This is a genomic window from Desulfovibrio sp. GTC20076, assembly GCF_055385905.1.
Genome location: NZ_AP039366.1, coordinates 201,462 through 218,233, shown reverse-complemented (window position 1 = coordinate 218,233; position 16,772 = coordinate 201,462). Strand labels below are relative to the sequence as shown.

At 60.1% G+C, this 16,772-nt stretch carries 14 protein-coding genes; 13 read left to right on the top strand and 1 reads right to left on the bottom strand.

Annotated features, from left to right (window positions below; all coding sequences use genetic code 11):
* Positions 1 to 262: 262 nt before the first annotated feature.
* A complete protein-coding gene (locus ACZ495_RS00945; RefSeq protein WP_012625405.1) occupies positions 263 to 958 on the bottom strand; it encodes a hypothetical protein in 696 nt (231 codons plus the stop codon).
* Positions 959 to 1,339: 381 nt separating this feature from the next.
* On the opposite strand from ACZ495_RS00945, the gene ACZ495_RS00940 reads away from it, so the two are divergent.
* From ACZ495_RS00940 to smpB, 13 genes are all read left to right on the top strand, one after another.
* Positions 1,340 to 3,403 carry an elongation factor G gene (locus tag ACZ495_RS00940; protein WP_012625406.1) on the top strand — a complete coding sequence of 688 codons (2,064 nt, stop codon included), beginning with the start codon at positions 1,340 to 1,342 and terminating at the stop codon, positions 3,401 to 3,403.
* A gap of 672 nt (positions 3,404 to 4,075) precedes the next feature.
* A complete protein-coding gene (locus tag ACZ495_RS00935) occupies positions 4,076 to 4,324 on the top strand; it encodes a helix-turn-helix domain-containing protein (protein WP_012625407.1) in 249 nt (82 codons plus the stop codon).
* A 377-nt stretch (positions 4,325 to 4,701) separates the two neighbouring features.
* A complete protein-coding gene (locus tag ACZ495_RS00930) occupies positions 4,702 to 7,392 on the top strand; it encodes an ABC transporter permease (RefSeq protein ID WP_464262492.1) in 2,691 nt (896 codons plus the stop codon).
* Between the two features lie 7 nt (positions 7,393 to 7,399).
* Positions 7,400 to 8,482 (top strand): 4'-phosphopantetheinyl transferase superfamily protein, encoded by a 1,083-nt coding sequence (locus ACZ495_RS00925; RefSeq protein WP_464262491.1) that lies wholly within the window; start codon positions 7,400 to 7,402, stop codon positions 8,480 to 8,482.
* A 102-nt stretch (positions 8,483 to 8,584) separates the two neighbouring features.
* Positions 8,585 to 9,892, top strand: coding sequence for a tRNA (guanosine(37)-N1)-methyltransferase TrmD (gene trmD / locus ACZ495_RS00920; RefSeq protein ID WP_296983791.1), 1,308 nt, complete (start codon positions 8,585 to 8,587; stop codon positions 9,890 to 9,892).
* Positions 9,893 to 9,968: 76 nt separating this feature from the next.
* Positions 9,969 to 10,316, top strand: coding sequence for a 50S ribosomal protein L19 (gene rplS, locus ACZ495_RS00915; RefSeq protein ID WP_012625411.1), 348 nt, complete (start codon positions 9,969 to 9,971; stop codon positions 10,314 to 10,316).
* A gap of 771 nt (positions 10,317 to 11,087) precedes the next feature.
* Positions 11,088 to 11,756 (top strand): ribonuclease HII, encoded by a 669-nt coding sequence (locus ACZ495_RS00910; RefSeq protein WP_072311247.1) that lies wholly within the window; start codon positions 11,088 to 11,090, stop codon positions 11,754 to 11,756.
* A gap of 65 nt (positions 11,757 to 11,821) precedes the next feature.
* Positions 11,822 to 12,304, top strand: a complete 483-nt coding sequence (locus ACZ495_RS00905; RefSeq protein WP_012625413.1) for a YraN family protein — start codon at positions 11,822 to 11,824, stop codon at positions 12,302 to 12,304.
* On the top strand, positions 12,246 to 13,097 hold the full coding sequence (gene rsmI, locus ACZ495_RS00900; RefSeq protein WP_012625414.1) for a 16S rRNA (cytidine(1402)-2'-O)-methyltransferase: 852 nt from the start codon (positions 12,246 to 12,248) through the stop codon (positions 13,095 to 13,097). The genes ACZ495_RS00905 and rsmI overlap by 59 nt, the downstream gene beginning before the upstream one ends.
* Before the next feature lie 108 nt (positions 13,098 to 13,205).
* Positions 13,206 to 13,955, top strand: coding sequence for a PTS system mannose/fructose/sorbose family transporter subunit IID (locus tag ACZ495_RS00895; RefSeq protein WP_072311237.1), 750 nt, complete (start codon positions 13,206 to 13,208; stop codon positions 13,953 to 13,955).
* A gap of 1 nt (position 13,956) precedes the next feature.
* Entirely contained in the window at positions 13,957 to 14,355 is a 399-nt protein-coding gene (locus ACZ495_RS00890) for an HPr family phosphocarrier protein (protein WP_464262490.1), read from the top strand.
* Between the two features lies 1 nt (position 14,356).
* Positions 14,357 to 16,129 (top strand): phosphoenolpyruvate--protein phosphotransferase, encoded by a 1,773-nt coding sequence (ptsP, locus tag ACZ495_RS00885; protein WP_296983796.1) that lies wholly within the window; start codon positions 14,357 to 14,359, stop codon positions 16,127 to 16,129.
* Complete coding sequence (gene smpB, locus ACZ495_RS00880) at positions 16,126 to 16,581, top strand: SsrA-binding protein SmpB (protein ID WP_012625418.1); 456 nt, start codon at positions 16,126 to 16,128, stop codon at positions 16,579 to 16,581. The genes ptsP and smpB overlap by 4 nt, the downstream gene beginning before the upstream one ends.
* The last annotated feature ends 191 nt before the right edge of the window (positions 16,582 to 16,772 follow it).

Below are 16,772 nucleotides of genomic sequence, written 5' to 3'. Positions count from 1 at the left end.
TAAATACTATATTTTTTTAGTATAATATTTAATAGATAAAACAAAATACTCCTGCACGCAATTAAAACTTTTAACAGAGCAGCGTTCTTGCAGCATCCTGAACCCCATTCTTCAGGCACAGGGGATCAGAGCGCCCTGCGGCGGTGTCACCCTGCCCAATGCGGCAAGCGAGGGGTTGCACAGGTCAATGGGCTTTCGACTTATTGACATATTGCTGTTTCATAAGAACTTCAGACACAGGCCAAGGACTGTTTTTCAAGTATTACTTGTCCTGGTGTCTGCCCGGCTTGAGCGGCGGAGGAAGGGATTTTTTCCGTATGGCAACGTGGACGGCCCGGCGAGCAAAACGCCGAGCCAGATGGGGCTTTTCAGGGGGAGCATCGGATAGGGGGCTTGCAGCCCCGTTTTCGTCCCTGACGGCAAATGCTGTAGGTACGGCAAGGGTGCCGGGGGTATTGAACCCGGCGGCCGCGCTGCCGTCCCTTTGCCGCAAATGCGTATGCAGGGCGCACATCAGCGGGGCCAGTTCAGTGTATTCTTCATGAAGCTCTGGCCCGTACAGATGCCAGCGCCCCTGCCCGTGGGCCACCTTGCGCACGGCGCGCAACTGCCGCTCACGCATGCTCAGGCTTATGCGCCAGTCTCCGCCGGGGGTGTGCAGCAGCAAGGCCTCTCCCCTGGCTTCTCCCTGCCCGCGCGCGGTCACCTCAATCCAGAATCCGCGAGGATACCCCGCCAGACGCAGCAGGTCACGCAGGCCCGCCAGGGCGATACGCAGATGCTCGCTGGAGGCCATATTCTTCTGATCCTGGCGCAGTTCTTCTTCCATAAGGCGTATGCGCTCCTCACACAGGGCGCGCTCGTCCTCCAGGGTAAAAAGACCACGCTTCATCAGGCGTACGCTGAATACCACCACCAGCAAAAACACAATGCCGGCCGCGGCCCATTCCCAGGTCATATATCCTCCGCCACAGGGCTGCCGCCCGGTATATCCTGTAAAGTGTCACTGCAGCGGCCCCGGCTGTCAAGCTGCTTCTGCACGCTTTTATGGCCGGCCGTATCTCTAAGCTTGTCCGGCTCTTCCCTTTTTTTGGGCAAGTATGTATCGTGGAAAATAATAGCATATGGAGCGCACGTTTCCCACAATGGCGGGCATGGCCGCGCCTGCGGAAAACGCCCGTCCCTCGTGCCGCACAGCCGGAATTTTTCGGCAGAACCGGCAGACCGGGCATAGCCGCATCCCCTGCCCCGCCTTCGCAACACCGTGCTCCTTCCCTGGTTTCGTTCACCCGGCCCGCGCCGCGCGCGCCAGCCACATCGCTTACTAAGGGAGAAAACCATGCCTACCCCACTGGAAATGCAACGCACCTTTGCACTCGTCGGCACCGGCGGCTGCGGCAAAACCTCTCTTGCCGAGATGCTGCTGTTCAATGCCGGAACCACCACCCGCATGGGCGCCATTGAAGAAGGCACCACAAGCCTCGACTACGAGCCGGAAGAAACCCGGCGGCGCGGCTCGGTGCAGCCCGCCTGCGCGACCTATATGTGGAACAAAAACCGGCATTTCCTGCTGGATATCCCTGGTGACGGCAACTTTACGGGCGATATGGAATGCCTGCTCAAGGGTGTGGACAGCGTGGTTTTTGTGCTGGACGCCGTGGACGGTGTGCGGCCCCTGGCAAAAAAATTCTGGAGCATGGTCCGGCAGGCCGGTCTGCCCGTCATGATCGTGATCAATAAGCTTGACCGCGACCGCGCCGACTTTCAGATGACCTTTGACGGCCTGTCCGCCCTGGGCATCCGGCCTGTGGCCCTGCAACTGCCCATCCGCCAGGGTGAAACATTTTTGGGTGTGGCCGATGTGCTCTCCGGCAAGGCACACATGTTCAAGCCCGACGGCAGCACGGCTGAAGCCGAAATTCCTGCCGGGCTTGCCGATGATGTGAGCCTTTTACGCGATATTACCGTGGAAAATATCGCTGAAAGCGATGAAATCCTTATGGAAAAGTATCTTGAAGAAGGCAGCCTGCCACTGGAAGACCTGCACGACGGCCTGCGTGCGGGCGTTATCAAGGGAGAGCTGATTCCCGTCCTGACCTGCTCGGCCCTTGAAAACAAGGGCGGTGCGGCCTTGCTTGATGCCATAGAAGCCCTGCTGCCCTCGCCTCTTGACCGCCCGGCCTTTGAAGGTGAAGGCGGCGCCAGCCGTACCGCTGACCCGGAAGGTCCGGTGGCCTGCTTTGTGTTCAAGACCCTGGCCGACCCCTTTGCCGGGCAGCTCTCCCTGCTGCGGATTCTTTCCGGCACCATCAGTGGCGATGTAAACCTTAAAAACATGCGCAGCGAAGACAATGAGCGGCTGGGCAGCCTGCTGTTCCTGACGGGCAAAAACCAGACCCCCTGCAAGGAACCGATAGGCCCCGGCGCCATTGTGGCTGTGGCCAAACTCAAAAACACCCGCACAGGCGACACCCTTTGCGATGAAAAGGCCCCCTTTGTGCTGCCCATGCCACACCTGCCGCCGCAACTCATTACCTACGCCCTGGCTCCCAGGGAAAAAGGCGAAGAGGACAAGGTTTACGCGGCCATGCAGCGGCTGCTGGACGAAGATATTACCCTGAAGCTCGGCCGTGACGGAGAAAACGGCGATATCCTGCTCTCGGGCATGGGGCAGTTGCATATCGAGCTTTCTGTTGAAAAGGCCAAGCGCCGCTTCAAGGTGGATATCGTGCTCAAGACCCCCAAGGTTCCCTACCGCGAAACAGTGCGCGGCAAGTGTCAGGTCCAGGGCAGGCACAAAAAGCAGTCCGGTGGCCGGGGCCAGTTCGGCGACTGCTGGATAGAAATGGAAGGGTTGCCGCGCGGCTCCGGTTACCAGTTTGAAGATGCCATTGTGGGCGGCGTCATCCCCCGCCAGTACGTTCCCGCCATTGACAAGGGCGTGCAGGAAGCTGCGGCGCGGGGTTTTCTGGCCGGATGCCAGGTAGTGGATTTCCGCGTCAAGGTTTATGACGGCAGCTATCACACTGTGGACTCTTCAGAAATGGCCTTCAAGGTGGCAGGCTCACTGGCGTTCAAAAAGGCTATGGAGAATCTCAAGCCGGTTTTGCTGGAACCCATTGTGCTGCTGACGGTTTCTGTTCCCGATGAAAGCATGGGCGACGTTATCGGCGACCTCTCCTCCCGCAGGGGCAAGGTGCTTGGCTCCGATTCGCAGGGCGGCAGCACAGAAATCAAGGCCCATGTACCCATGAGCGAAGTGCTGCGCTACGCTCCCGACCTGCGCTCCATGACTGGAGGGCAGGGCTTTTTCACTATGGAATTTGCCCACTATGAAGAAGCCCCGCAGCCTGTAACAGAAAAAATTGTGGCTGAATACCAGGGCGCAAAGGCCGCCGAGTAATCACAGTCTTCCCTGCCGGACCGCCACGTGTATTCAGAAACTGGCGAACCGGCAGGGCTTTCGCCACAACCCTCCGGACGCGCAGGCCTTTTGTCCTGCCCTGGGGGCAGCGCACCACAAAGCACACAGTCATATCCTGTCAGTCACAGCCGCCACCCGCACATTATTTTGTACGGGTGGCGTTTTTATTAAATCAACACACATGAACAACATAAAATGCTAACTATGTAATAATATTATTTTATTATATAAATAAATCATAAGCATTATATACTATTCGTATTTATATCAATATGTACTGATCTGATAGATCCATTTTTTATCATACTCATTGCAAAACAATTAATTTCTTTAACCAACTATCCTCTTTATATATTTTTTTATAAAAGCGTTACAGTTTTTTAATCTGTTCAGTCGCCAGAAAGCTGCCATTGCGTTTAACAAGACAGAGCCGGCGCTTTCTTGCTGGTACATCCTGATAAGAAAAAAAATAACTTTGCATGTAAAATGAAATTGTTATAAAAATCTATCCCCTTGAACAAGGGTGCCGCTCCATAACTGAAAAGGCCCTGCAAATTACTGGCATTACAGTTTGATCAATGAAAACAGCGCCTGTAAATTTTGTATGCAATCGCATACCAAATTTATGTTTAAAAGCTTTACATATAATATATGCAAATTTTACCAGGCCTGGATGTAGCCATTGCCAAGACTGTGCGCAGCCTTCGTACACGCAGTGGCTTGTCGCAAGAACAGTTTGCCGACTTTGCCGGACTGTCACGCGTATATATCGCGCAGCTGGAAACCGGGGAGCGGGGAGCCTCTCTCAACGCCCTCATCCTTATCGCGCGCTCTGTGCGCATGACCGGTTCAGAGCTTGTAGCCCTTATTGAAGAAGAAATAAAAACCCCGTCCCACTAAGCCGGACCTGAAAGACCATTCTCCGCCGCTGTCATGAGCGGAAAAAACCTCCTGCCCGCCAGCGGCCCGTATCCTTTCCCACAGTCAATACGTCCCGCCAACCCCGCAACGCCCCTTTCACATATTTTCGCAAACAGTTCCGGGGACACACCCAATATGGGCTTCTAGCGCTCTTTCGTGCGCAGTAGCCGCATCGGGCCTCGACCTCGGGCATCTTCTTTGATAGTATCAATCATCAATAAGGGCAGCTCCCGACAATCGGCAAAGATATGGCGTGGGCAGCCCGCACACGTTAAACCCGGCTCATCGGCCGTAGCGTAGCGTGCCGCGCGCAACATATCCGGAAAGCTGAATTTCCTACTCCAAGGGATGACCTGATGACAGCACACAATGCCCACCCCCCGGCAGATATGAAACAAATTACCGCCGCATCTGGAGGTCCTGCATTCACATTTCGCCGCATGGCGGGCCTGGACCAGGCCCTGCTGGCCGAAGACGCCGAATGGCAGGGCCTCAAGCGCCTGGACCCGAAACTCTGGATGGCCATGAGCTGCCCCGTGCACGGGCTGGAATTTGATCCACAGACCCTGGCCCTTCTTGATGCCGACAATGACGGGCGCATACGGGCCAAAGAAATTCTGAACGCTGTGGACTGGGTATGCAGACGTGTGACCCGGCCTTCGCAACTCAGGCTGCGCCGCCCGGACCTCCCCCTGGACATTTTGCGCGATGACACGCCCGAAGGCACGGAACTGCTGGCAGCCGCCCGCCTTGTGCTGGAAAAAACCAAAGCTGAAAATACAAACAGCGTCAGCCGGGAGCAGGTCGCTACCGCCCTCAGCGCCGCCGCCGGATACGCCTTCAACGGCGACGGCGTCATCCCCGCCGCCTCTGTGGACGGACAGGACGCAGCCGTGACGGCCTTTATCACCACTGGACTCACCGTGGTGGGGGGCATGCGCGATGATTCGGGCGCGCCAGGCCTGGATGCGAAACTTGCCGCAACATTTCGTGAAAATCTGCAAGCCATACGCCAGTGGCGGCACAAAACCCGTCAGGCAGACCTGCCCCTGGGCAAGGACACTGCCGAAGCATGGAGCCTGCTGCAGCGGCTTGGCCCCAAGCTGGATGATTACTTTGCCCGTTGTCGCATGGCGGCTTTTGCGCCGCAGGCTGTTGCCGCGCTTAACGAAGAAAGCGAACTGAACCCGCAGGACGCTGGCGGAGCGGAAATTTTTTCCATGGAAAATCTCGCCCGCCGTCCCCTTGCCAGAGTTGCCGCCGGGCGCGCCCTCAACCTGTCTGCGGGTATCAACCCCGCATGGGAAAAAGACCTGCGGGCCTTCCGCCGTCTGTTTGCCCCGCTGCTGCCGCCCCCCGCCGACACCGGCCAGGCACTTCAGATGGACGAGGACGGCTGGCACGCCATCCGCGACCGTTTTGCGCCATATGCCGCGCTGCTGGCAGAAAAACCCGCCTTTGCCCGCGCGCCGGAAAATGCCGGGCAGTTTGCTGCCCCCGGCCTTCCGGCTCTGGCCCTGGCCCCCGCCGACGATGCCCTGGGCAGGGCTTTTTTACCCCTGAATCCCGAAGAGGTGGCCGACAGGCTCCCGGATGACGCCCTGGACGCCCTGCTGGCCCCTGCCACAGAAGAGGCTTTCGCCGCGTATGTAGCGCGTGATCTGGCCGCTCCGCGTATGGACGCCCTGCGCGACCTTGAAAAACTCATCCTGCTGCATGCCAATCTGTATACCCTGCTCATGAACTTCGTTTCTTTTGCGGATTTTTACGAGCCGGGCAACAAGGCCATTTTCCTGGCCGGAACACTATATATAGACAGCCGCTCCTGCTCGCTCTGCGTGCATGTGGAGGATGTGGACGCGCATATGCGCCTTGCAGCCCAAAGCCACCTCTGCCTGCTCTATTGCCTGTGCAGCCGCAAGGATGAAAACGGGCAGGAGCAGACCACAACCATCGCCGCCGCCCTTACCGCCGGTACAGCGGACGATCTGGTCAAGGGCCGGCACGGCATTTTTGTGGACAATGCAGGCCGCGTATGGGACAGCACCCTGCTGCGCGTGGCGCGCAATCCCATCAGTCTGCGCGAGGCCATGTGGGCGCCCTATGTGCGTTTTGCCGCCCTGGTGGGCGAACAGCTGCAAAAACTGGTGTCCACCAAGGATGCCGCCATCGCCAATGCGTCCTCAAAAATGGCAGGTTCGCTGACTGACGGCAAGGTTGAACCGGCCAAAGCCACAGCAGCCAAACAGCCTTTCGACATTGCCAAAAGTGCGGGCATCTTCGCCGCCGTCAGCGTTGGCATAAGCATGGTCAGCGCATCTTTTACCTATATTGCCAAATCGCTGTTTTCTCTTGGCTGGTGGTGGCCCATGGCCCTTTTTGTTATATTTGCCGTCATTTCAGGCCCTTCTATGATCATGGCCTGGTTCAAGCTGCGCAGGCGCAGCCTGGGGCCGCTGCTGGATGCTTCGGGCTGGGCCGTCAACACGGGTGCTCCCATCAACCTCACCATGGGAAAAACCCTCACGGCTGTGGGCGAAATGCCCCCCGACGCCCAACGCTCGCTCGATGATCCCTACGGCCTGCCCGCTCGCCTTGGGCACCCTGCCGCACGCAAATTTCTTGTGGCTGTACTCGCAGTGCTGCTTCTGACGGCTGCTGGCATTGGCGGCTACTGGGCCTGGCGCGGCGAACTGCCGTTCGGTATTATCCTTGGGCAGCAGGAAACCGGAATGCCCAAAGCCGGAGCAGACAGCGGCAAACAAAACGGGCAACCGGCCAGGACCAGCCAATCCGGGCAGGCCGGGCAAGATACTGTAAAAACGCCGCCCGCATCGGCAAGCCCCTCCCCCGAAGCGGAAAAAGATAAAAAACAGAGCCACGGTCAGGCTCCTGCCGCAGAGACCGAAAAAAACTCCAGCACAAGCGGGCAGCCACAGCCCGCAGCCAAACAGACCGGGGGGCCGCTTTCAGAGCTTGAAGCACTTTTACCGGGCAGGCCCGCTTCCGCTACAGCGCCGCAACCACCGGAAACACAAAGCAAATAAGGCCCACATGCACAATAAAAATTCCTGCAAAACCTTTGCACCCGCAGCTTCCGGACAGAACATCCCCCGGAAACAGACCGGGTGCGACAGCAAGCCGGCCGATCATCCTCCGCCACAACGGCAGGGGCACAGCCACAGATGGATGCATGCAGCCCAGACCGCTGAACAGCATATTGTGCTCCTTTACGCACCTCTGCCCCTGCTCGCAGGCCACGTGCTTGCCGACTGGTGCGACTACCTGCAGGCAACCTTGCTGCCCTGGCTCGGCCCCCAGCAACTGGCGCATCTTCAGGCCTTCCATGCGGGCGAGGCGGCCCTGAAAGCCCGAGGCAGCCGCCTGCTGGCACGCGCACTGCTGGTGCGCCTTGTTATGGGCGCAACGCAGGCCGCCCTGGCAAAACCGGGAACATCTGCCGCGCCCCCGCTTTCGGGCATGCTCAACCATCCCTATCTATCCTGCCTCGGTTTTGCGGGCCTTGGCATGGACCATCTGGGCCGTCCGGTGCTGCCCGGATGGCGCATCGCCTTCGGCCACAGCGGGCTGGCTGCCTTTTGCGCCGCGCGCCGCCTGCCGGACGAATCGTCCGTGGCCTCATGCCACCAGATTCATGACCCGGAAGAGGCCGCACAACCCCGTGAAGAAAGCCGCCCCTGCTTGGCGCTGGACGCCGAAGCGCTGGACAGCCCCCCTCCGGCCAGACGCGCTTTTACCGCCAGAGAAATGGCTGCACCGCTGGCCGAAGCATTTCATGCCCGCGAAAGCCTGCGCCGCTGGACCGTAAAAGAAGCCCTGCTCAAGGCCGCAGGACTGGGCCTCACCCGCGACCCCTACCTTGTGCACAGCGGCCGCTACGGCCAGCGTCAGGGGCAGTCGCAGTTCTATCACAAGGGCGACACGTTTCATCCCGCCGGCGGCGACCAGACCGGCACGACGACTCCTTACAGACACATCAACTGGCAGCTTGTGCCATGTGCGGGTCATTGGGTCTGTGTGGCGGCTCCGGCACAGCCCGGCCGGGTCATGTCCGTGGCAAGACGCCCCTTGCGCGCGCACTGGCGTACCATTCTTGCGGGCATGCCCCAGCCGTAAGCGCGCCCTTGCGGCAGACCCGTCCGGCAAAACGGCAGAAGCAGTTTCCGATCCCGCAATCCTTTCCTTGCAAGGCGGGGCGATTTGCGGCACTCTCCGCCCATGCCGCGTTTTCATATTGTTTCGCTCTTTCCCGATTTTTTCAGTTCGCCCCTGTCAACGGCCCTTATGGGACGCGCGCGCGAGGCGGGCCTTGTGGATTTTTCTTTTCATGATCCGCGCGATTTCAGCACCAGCAAACACCGCCACGTGGACGACCGCCCTTACGGCGGCGGGCCTGGCATGGTCATGCAGGGTGAACCCCTGGCCGGAGCGTTGCGGTCCATTGAAAGCCCGGGACGCATCCTGCTCATGGCTCCCGGCGGCCGCCCCTTTACCCAGGACACGGCGCGGCAGCTGGCCGAAGAGCAGGACCTGACCATTATCTGCGGGCGCTATGAAGGCATTGACGCCCGCTTGCTGGATATTTTTGCCATTGAACCCACAAGCGTTGGCGATGTGGTGCTTAATGGCGGCGAAACGGCGGCTTTGGCCGTTGTGGAGGCCGTTGCACGCCTTATGCCCGGCTTTATGGGCAAGGAAGAATCCGGTGAGGACGAAAGCTTTTCGAACGGCCTGCTGGAATATCCGCACTACACCCGGCCTGAGACACTGGAAGGCCTGCCCGTCCCCCAGGTGCTGCTTGGCGGTGACCATGCCCGCATAGCGCAATGGCGGCGGCGGCAGTCCGTGCAGACAACGCTGCGCATGCGACCCGACCTGCTCGACTCTGCCCCGCTTACCGGCGAAGACGTGCAGACGCTGGCTGAAATTCCGCGGGAAAGGCCGGGGCGCAACCTTTCTTTCTGTCTTGTGCACTATCCTGTGGTGCTCGGCGAAAAAAAATCCGGCGCTTCCTCTTTGACAAATCTCGACATACACGATATAGCCCGAATTTCCCGCAGCTATGCGATGGGTTCTTTCCATGTGGTAACCCCCTTGCAAGACCAGTTGCGGGTGCTGGATGAAATTTTGCGCCATTGGACGCAGGGTCCGGGCGGTTCAGGTAATGCCGACCGGGCGCAGGCTCTCGGTCTGGTTTGCCCTGCGGCCTCCCTGGATGAAGCAGTGGCGCATATGACCGCACGGCACGGTGTACGGCCCAGGCTGGTGGCAAGCTCCGCCGTCTGGCCCGGCAAGGGTAAAAAGCAGGCTCGTACAGAACCGCTCATGACCCCTCAACAGGTGCGGCAATGGTGCAGACAGGGACCGGTCATGCTTTGCCTTGGCACAGCGCGGGGGCTTGCCCCCGAAGTGCTTGAACAGTGTGACGGTCTGCTTCGTCCTGTGCGTTTTTTGGGCTACAATCACCTTTCGGTGCGCAGCGCCGCCGCCATTCTGGCAGACAGAATTTTAGGCGACTATTGCTGATAAACAGGCGGCCTGAGCGCATCGGCGCCGCTACGCAACGACGCAACAATCCGCCCGGATTTGCAAGGAGTTCACGATGGATATCATCAAAAAGATTGAACGGGAAAACATGCGCTTGGATGTACCCGCGTTTCGCTCCGGCGACACGGTGAAAGTACACCTGCGCATTGTGGAAGGCGAAAAACAGCGCATCCAGATTTTCCAGGGCAACGTCATCCGCGTCAAACGCGGTACGACCTGCGCCACCTTTACAGTGCGCAAAATTTCTGACGGCGTGGGTGTGGAGCGTATCTTCCCCCTTAACTCGCCCTTTATCGACCGCGTTGAAGTGGTCACCCAGGGCCGCGTTCGCCGTAGCCGTCTGTACTACCTGCGCGCCCTCAAGGGCAAAGCCGCACGCATCAAGCCGCGCGGCCGCTTCTGATAGCCCTGCGGCATCAGAAAAAACACAGCGCCTTTTTTACGGCGCGCCGTGGGATGGCGGGCAACCGCCCTTCACGGCGCGCCTCTTGTGCGTTTGGGCGTTCAACTTCAACTCGTTCTGGCCTGGTCGTCCTATGTATCCAACGTTGAGCACGCACACCTTCAAAGCCGAAATGTCTGCTACGGCGCTTAACCACTAAAAAACATTGCGCTTGCGCCTTCACTGCGACTGCTCACGCAGTCGTCAGGGCAATTTAAAAATTACCGTGCTCTAAGACTTGAAACAGCCTCGGGTTCATGCCTGTAACTCTTACGGAACAAAACGGCCCAACGTGTTTTTGCTGTCCCTTTGCCCAGTCCCCAAACCGGCCTCACTGACGGCACTGCGCAGCGCGAAGCGGAAAAGTTCCCGCGGCATACCCCGGGCAGCCCTCGTAACTGCGCGGCAATTGAAAATCCAGAGGATGTGTTTAGGGGACAACCCCTGGCAGGCTCCTTTGTGCGCGCCGCGCAGGCGTCCCCAATAAAGGAACGGGAGCATTTCAAACGCTACCGGTGCACTGCCGGCTTGCAGCGGCTCGCCCGGCGACGCAGGCCGACGCCGGAACAGGCACAAAAACAACCCGGCATAAACGGTCAGGCATGTTGTGCCACCCGCGCAAATATTCCACAGCTGCCGGCCTTCCCGCGAGCACTTCACACTCGGCAAGTGCCGCAAAGCCGCACCAAACAGGAACATGGCGTGAAAAAACATCCCTCCCACCAGCAAGGCCTGCTTGAACTGCCGGGCACGCCTGCTATTCCGGCCGCCGGGCAAACAGCCGGTATTGATGAGGCCGGACGCGGCTGTCTGGCCGGGCCGGTGGTAGCCGGAGCCGTAATCCTGCCGCCGGAGTACGATCTGCCGGGCCTTGCCGACTCAAAGGCCTGCACAGCCCGGCAACGCGACCTGCTCGCCCCGCGCATCAAAAAATCTGCGCTGGCCTGGGGCCTGGGAATCGTCTGGCCCGACCGCATCGACCGCATCAACATTCTTCAGGCCACCTTTGAAGCCATGAGCATGGCAGTGCGCCACCTGCGCATCACGCCGCAAATCCTGCTTGTGGACGGTAACAAGGTCATCCCCGAACCGGCACTCGCGCCGCAGTGGCTACGGGCACATGGCGATACCCTGCCGTTGCAGCGGGCCATTGTGGGCGGCGATGCCGCAGAGCCCGCCATTTCCGCAGCATCCATTCTGGCAAAAACCTGCCGTGATACCCTCATGACAAGCCTGGACAAACGCTGGCCCGGCTATGGTTTTGCCATCCACAAAGGCTACGGCACAAAGGAGCATTACGAGGCTCTGCGCCGCCTTGGCCCCTGCCCGCAGCACAGGCTGACCTTCCGGGGCGTCTGCAAAGACTGTACGGTGGAACAGGAACAGGGCTGCCTGTTATGAATCTGCGCAAGTTGCTGCCCGCCTTTTTTGCCGGAAAGTCAGGTAAAATTTCTCCGGAAGGCAAAATGCCTTCCGGTTCCGGAAACACGGCGAAAGACGCAACAGCCTCCGAATCCGGCAAATCCGTCAGGCCCGCTACCGCTCCTGCAGCCGCCCACCTGCGACTCGGCAGCGCGGGAGAAGACGCCGCAGCCGAACTGCTGACTGGCGCGGGCTGCACACTGCTTGCCCGCAACTGGCGACAGGCGCGGCTTGAGTTGGATATGGTCTGCCTTGACGGCGACACTATTGTTTTTGTTGAAGTAAAAACCCGCAGCAGCGAGCGCTACGGCGGACCGGCGTACGCCGTCGGCCTGTCCAAGCAGCGCGTCCTGTGCCGCGCCGCCCGCGCCTGGCTGGCCGCGCACGAGGCATGGGACAAACCCTGCCGCTTTGACGTCATCTGCGTTCTGCGCAATGGCGACACCCTGCACCTGGAGCATTTTCGCCATGCCTTCGACTGCCCCCCGGCTCTGGATAGTAGCCACACCTCTTGGCAACCCTGGTGACCTTTCTCCCAGGGCAAGCGCCGTACTTGCCGGGGCCGACCTCGTGCTGGCCGAAGACACGCGCCGCGCCGCCCGCCTGTTCCGCGAATGTGGCATCGAGGTCCACCGCCTGCTGAGCTTTTACGACCACAACGAAGCCGAAAGGCAGGAGCAGGTACTACGCGCCCTGCGTGACGGGCAGACCGTGGCCCTCGTGTCCGACGCGGGCACACCGCTGCTGGCAGACCCCGGCTATCGCCTGGTACGCGCCTGCCGCAAGGAAGGTCTGCCGGTCTCTCCCCTGCCTGGTCCCTCGGCTCCGGTAGCCGCCCTTTCCGCAGCGGGGCTGCCCCCCCTGCCGCACAGTTTTCTGGGATTTCTGCCCCGCGACGCCTCCGGACGGGATGCGCTTTTTACCGCCTTTGCCCATGTGCCCGGCTCTCTCATATTTTTTGAGCGCAAGGACAGGCTCAAGGAAAGCCTCACCCAGGCGGCCCGGCTGCTTGGCCCCCGTGAAGTGGCGATTTGCCGGGAATTGACCAAGGAGCACGAGGAATTTATACTGACCAGACTGGAGCACAGCGCCAGCTTGCCCGATGACCTGCTCGGCGAGATAACCGTTGTTGTCGGGCCGCCGGAACAGGTGGAGCGCAGCCCTGAAAACGATGTTCTCGCCCTGCTGCGCCAGGAGGCGGAAGACGGCGGCAAGCCCCGGCAGGTGGCCCGGCGGGTGCAGGAGCAGGTGCGCGGCTGGAGCGTCAAAGAAATTTATGCCCTGCTTACATCGCCTCAGGGCAGCCCACACAACCATTAACTACCGCAACGCCACCGGGCCTGGCAAAAATCCCGGAAACGGCGGCGTCAGGCCACGGCACGGCGGTATCCCAAACCGCGCCGGGCGGCATGCGGGCAGGATTGCCACATGTACCCCACACGCATCGCACTTGCCTGCCTGAGCCGTACCTGCTGCATCAACGCGGGTACAACCGCCAGAGGCATGCAGCAGGTCGGCCTGCTTTTTGTGCTGAGTCCCGCCCTGTGCTGGCTCTATCCCGAAGGCGAAGCCCGCGCCCGCGCCTTTGCCCGCTATGGCGGGCACAGCAATACACATCCCTTCATGATTCCGCTTTTTGTGGGTATTCTACTTTCCCTTGAAGAAGAAATAGCCAAAGGAGCCTTGCCCGAATTTGCCGTGTCATCGGTGCGAGAAACCCTCGCCACCACGCTTTCTGCCCTGGGGGATTCTTTTTTCAGCGGCACACTGCTGCCCTTGTGGGCGCTTCTGAGTGTAAGCCTGCTGCTGTCGGGCCATACGGCGCTGACATGCATGGCTGCCGCGGCGTTTTTTCTCATCCTGCTGCTTTTCAGGGCCGGCAGCTTTTTTTCCGGCCTGCGCCACGGCATGCCCGTGCTGGTGCGCCTTAAACGGCTCAACCTCATCAACTGGGTGGACAGGCTCAAGATGGTCAATGCCGTGCTGGTAGCCCAGGTGATCTGGCATCTGCCCCTGAGCCGCATCAAGCCCTTCCCCTGGGATGTTTACATACTGGGGGCGCTGGCGGTACTTATGGCTTCATGGATGGTAGCCCGGCTGCGGCTGCCGCGCCTCCTGCTGTGGGCCATGACTCTGGGCGCCCTTATTCTCATGGACGTTGACCTGATAGGTATGTAGTATGTGCCTGACCGGAAAAACGCAAAAGATTACATCAGGCGAAGCCGCCGTGCTGCGCCGTCACGACCAACACACCTCGTCCGGCCCTATGGCCCGAGAAGGTGAGGAAATGGAAGAAACCATTGAAGAAACGCCACGCGGGCTGTCCCTGAAGCTTTGCCTGGGCCTGCGCAACGGCCTGCATGCCCGGCCGGCGGCGCGCCTGGCGCAAGAAGCCCAGCGCTATGCCTCAACCATACAGCTTATCAGCGATACCGGCGAAGTTGACGCTAAAAGCATGCTTGATATTCTTTCTCTGGCCCAGCCCGCCAATGCGGAACTGACCCTTCTGGCGCAGGGGCAGGATGCCCGCGAGGCCCTTTACGGCTTGGCCCACCTTCTTAACACCATGCAGGACTGACATGGCCCGCGCGGTACTTTTCGGTACTCCCGTTTCTCCCGGCATTGCCATTGGCCGGGCGCGCTTCATGCACAAGCTGCGGCAGGATGAAGAACGGCATATCATGCCCGCCGAAATTGCCGCCGAGCAGGAGGCCCTGCGCGCCGCGGCTGAAAGCGTACGCGCTTCGCTGCAGACCACCATGGACAATGTGCCGGAAGACCTGGCCGAATACCGTGAAGTGATCGCCGCACAAATGGAAATGGCCCGCGATGCCAAACTCCTCAATGCCGCCCTGTCACGCATAGAGCACAAACTTATTGCGGCCCCCTGGGCCTTGCGCCTCACCGTGGAAGAACTGTGCGCCCTCTTCAGAGGCATGGATGATCCTTACCTGCGTGACCGCGCCCAGGATATCCGCGCCGTGGGCCTGCGCCTGCGCAAGCACCTGGTCATGGGACCGGTGGATGCCCCGGAAACTGCCGCCCCCGGCGTTCTGGTGGCTGAAGACCTTTCCCCCGCTGACGTTATGGAGCTTAACCTGGACTGCGTGCTGGGCATCCTGACCACAGAGGGCGGCCCCACTTCACATACGGCAATTCTTTCACGCAGCCTGCATATTCCTTGCCTGGCGGGCGTTACCGGCCTTGTGGCCGTAGCCAGGGAAGACGAGCAGGTCATCGTGGACGGCCTTGGCGGCTGCGTGCTGCTGGACCCGGATGAAGCCGATCTGGCCCGCTATGAAAGCCGCCGCCGTGAATACATGGCGTGGGAAGAACTTACCTTGCAGACAGCCCACTGGCCTGCCGAAATGTGCGACGGTGTGCGCGTGGTGGTGCAGGCCAACCTGGAAAGCAGCGACGAACTTGCCTCGGCACCGCGCAGCGGCGCGGACGGCGTAGGCCTGTATCGCACAGAGTTTGCCTACCTCAAAGGGCGTTTGCCCGATGAGCAAGACCTGCTGACAGAATATGCCACGGTGGCGCAAAAAATCGCTCCGGAGCGCGTGGTATTCCGCACGCTGGACGTGGGCGCGGACAAGATGCTGCACGCCCAGGCTGCACTTAAAGAGCCAAACCCGGCCCTGGGCCTGCGCGGCATACGCTTCTGCCTGCGCCATCAGGGGCTTTTCCGCACACAGCTGCGGGCACTCATGCGGGCAGGTGTGCAGGGCAACGTGGCCATCATGCTGCCGATGATTTCAGGTCTGGACGAAGTACAGCAGGTGCGCGGTATCATGCAGGAGCTGCATCAGGAACTGGCGGCACGGGGCCTGCCGCACGCTCCCACCCTTCCACTGGGCGTCATGATAGAAACCCCGGCGGCGGCCATCATCTGCGATGCGCTTGCCAGGGAGTGCGATTTTTTCAGCATAGGAACCAATGACCTTATTCATTATATCATGGGCATAGACCGCAACAACCATCATGTGGCCTATCTTAACGAGCCGCTGCACCCCGCCGTGGTGCGCTCGCTCAAACATATTATTGATGCCGCCCACCGTGAGGGCATTGGTGTTTCGGTCTGTGGCGAGCTTGCCTCCGACCCGCTGGGCATGGCCCTGCTGCTCGGCATGGGGGTGGATACCATCTCTGCCGCGCCGCGCTTTGTGCCGGGCCTGAAACACCTTATCCGCCAGCTCAAGTCCGAAACCTGCATGGAACTGGCCCACAGCGTGCTCATGAGCACAGATGTGGCCGCTTCCCGCCGTATGGTGCGGGAAACCCTGCACCAGACCCTGGGACCGGAACTGGCTTTTCATACCACAAGCCTTTTGACCCACAGCCAGCCATGAGCCAGAAAACATCTCCTTCCACCATTGCCGTCAATAAGAAGGCCCGCCACCTTTATGAACTTTCAGAGTTCACCGAGGCGGGCGTTGTGCTTACCGGACCCGAAGTTAAAAGCATACGCGCGGGCAAGGTCAACTTCGTCGACAGTTACGTGGACTTCCGCCGGGGCGAAGCCTGGCTGCTGTCACTGCACATCGCCCCCTATTCCAATGCGGGCTATGCTCCGCAGGAACCGGAACGCGCGCGCAAGCTGCTGCTGCACCAGCGCGAGATCGCCAAGCTGTCGGGTATTGTGGCCCAAAAGGGCCTTACCGTGGTTCCTGTTCGGCTCTACCTCAAGCGGGGAAAAATCAAGGTTGAAATAGCCGTGGGCCGGGGCAAAAAGCTGCACGACCATCGCGAAAGCCTGAAACGCCGCGCTGAAGAGCGCGATCTGGCCCGCGAGCTGTCGTAAACGCCGTTCCTGCGCAAAAACTGCCCGGCGTGACCGATCTCCCCGCGGCAGGGCGAGTACACGCTGTTACCGCCGGATCTCGTCTGCGCACAGCCGGCCGCGCCGTATGAGGACAGAAAATATTTTCGCGCAGCGGGTGGCACAAGCGCCCGGCGTCAATCGTGCGGGCGTTGCGACGCTTCGCATTGCAG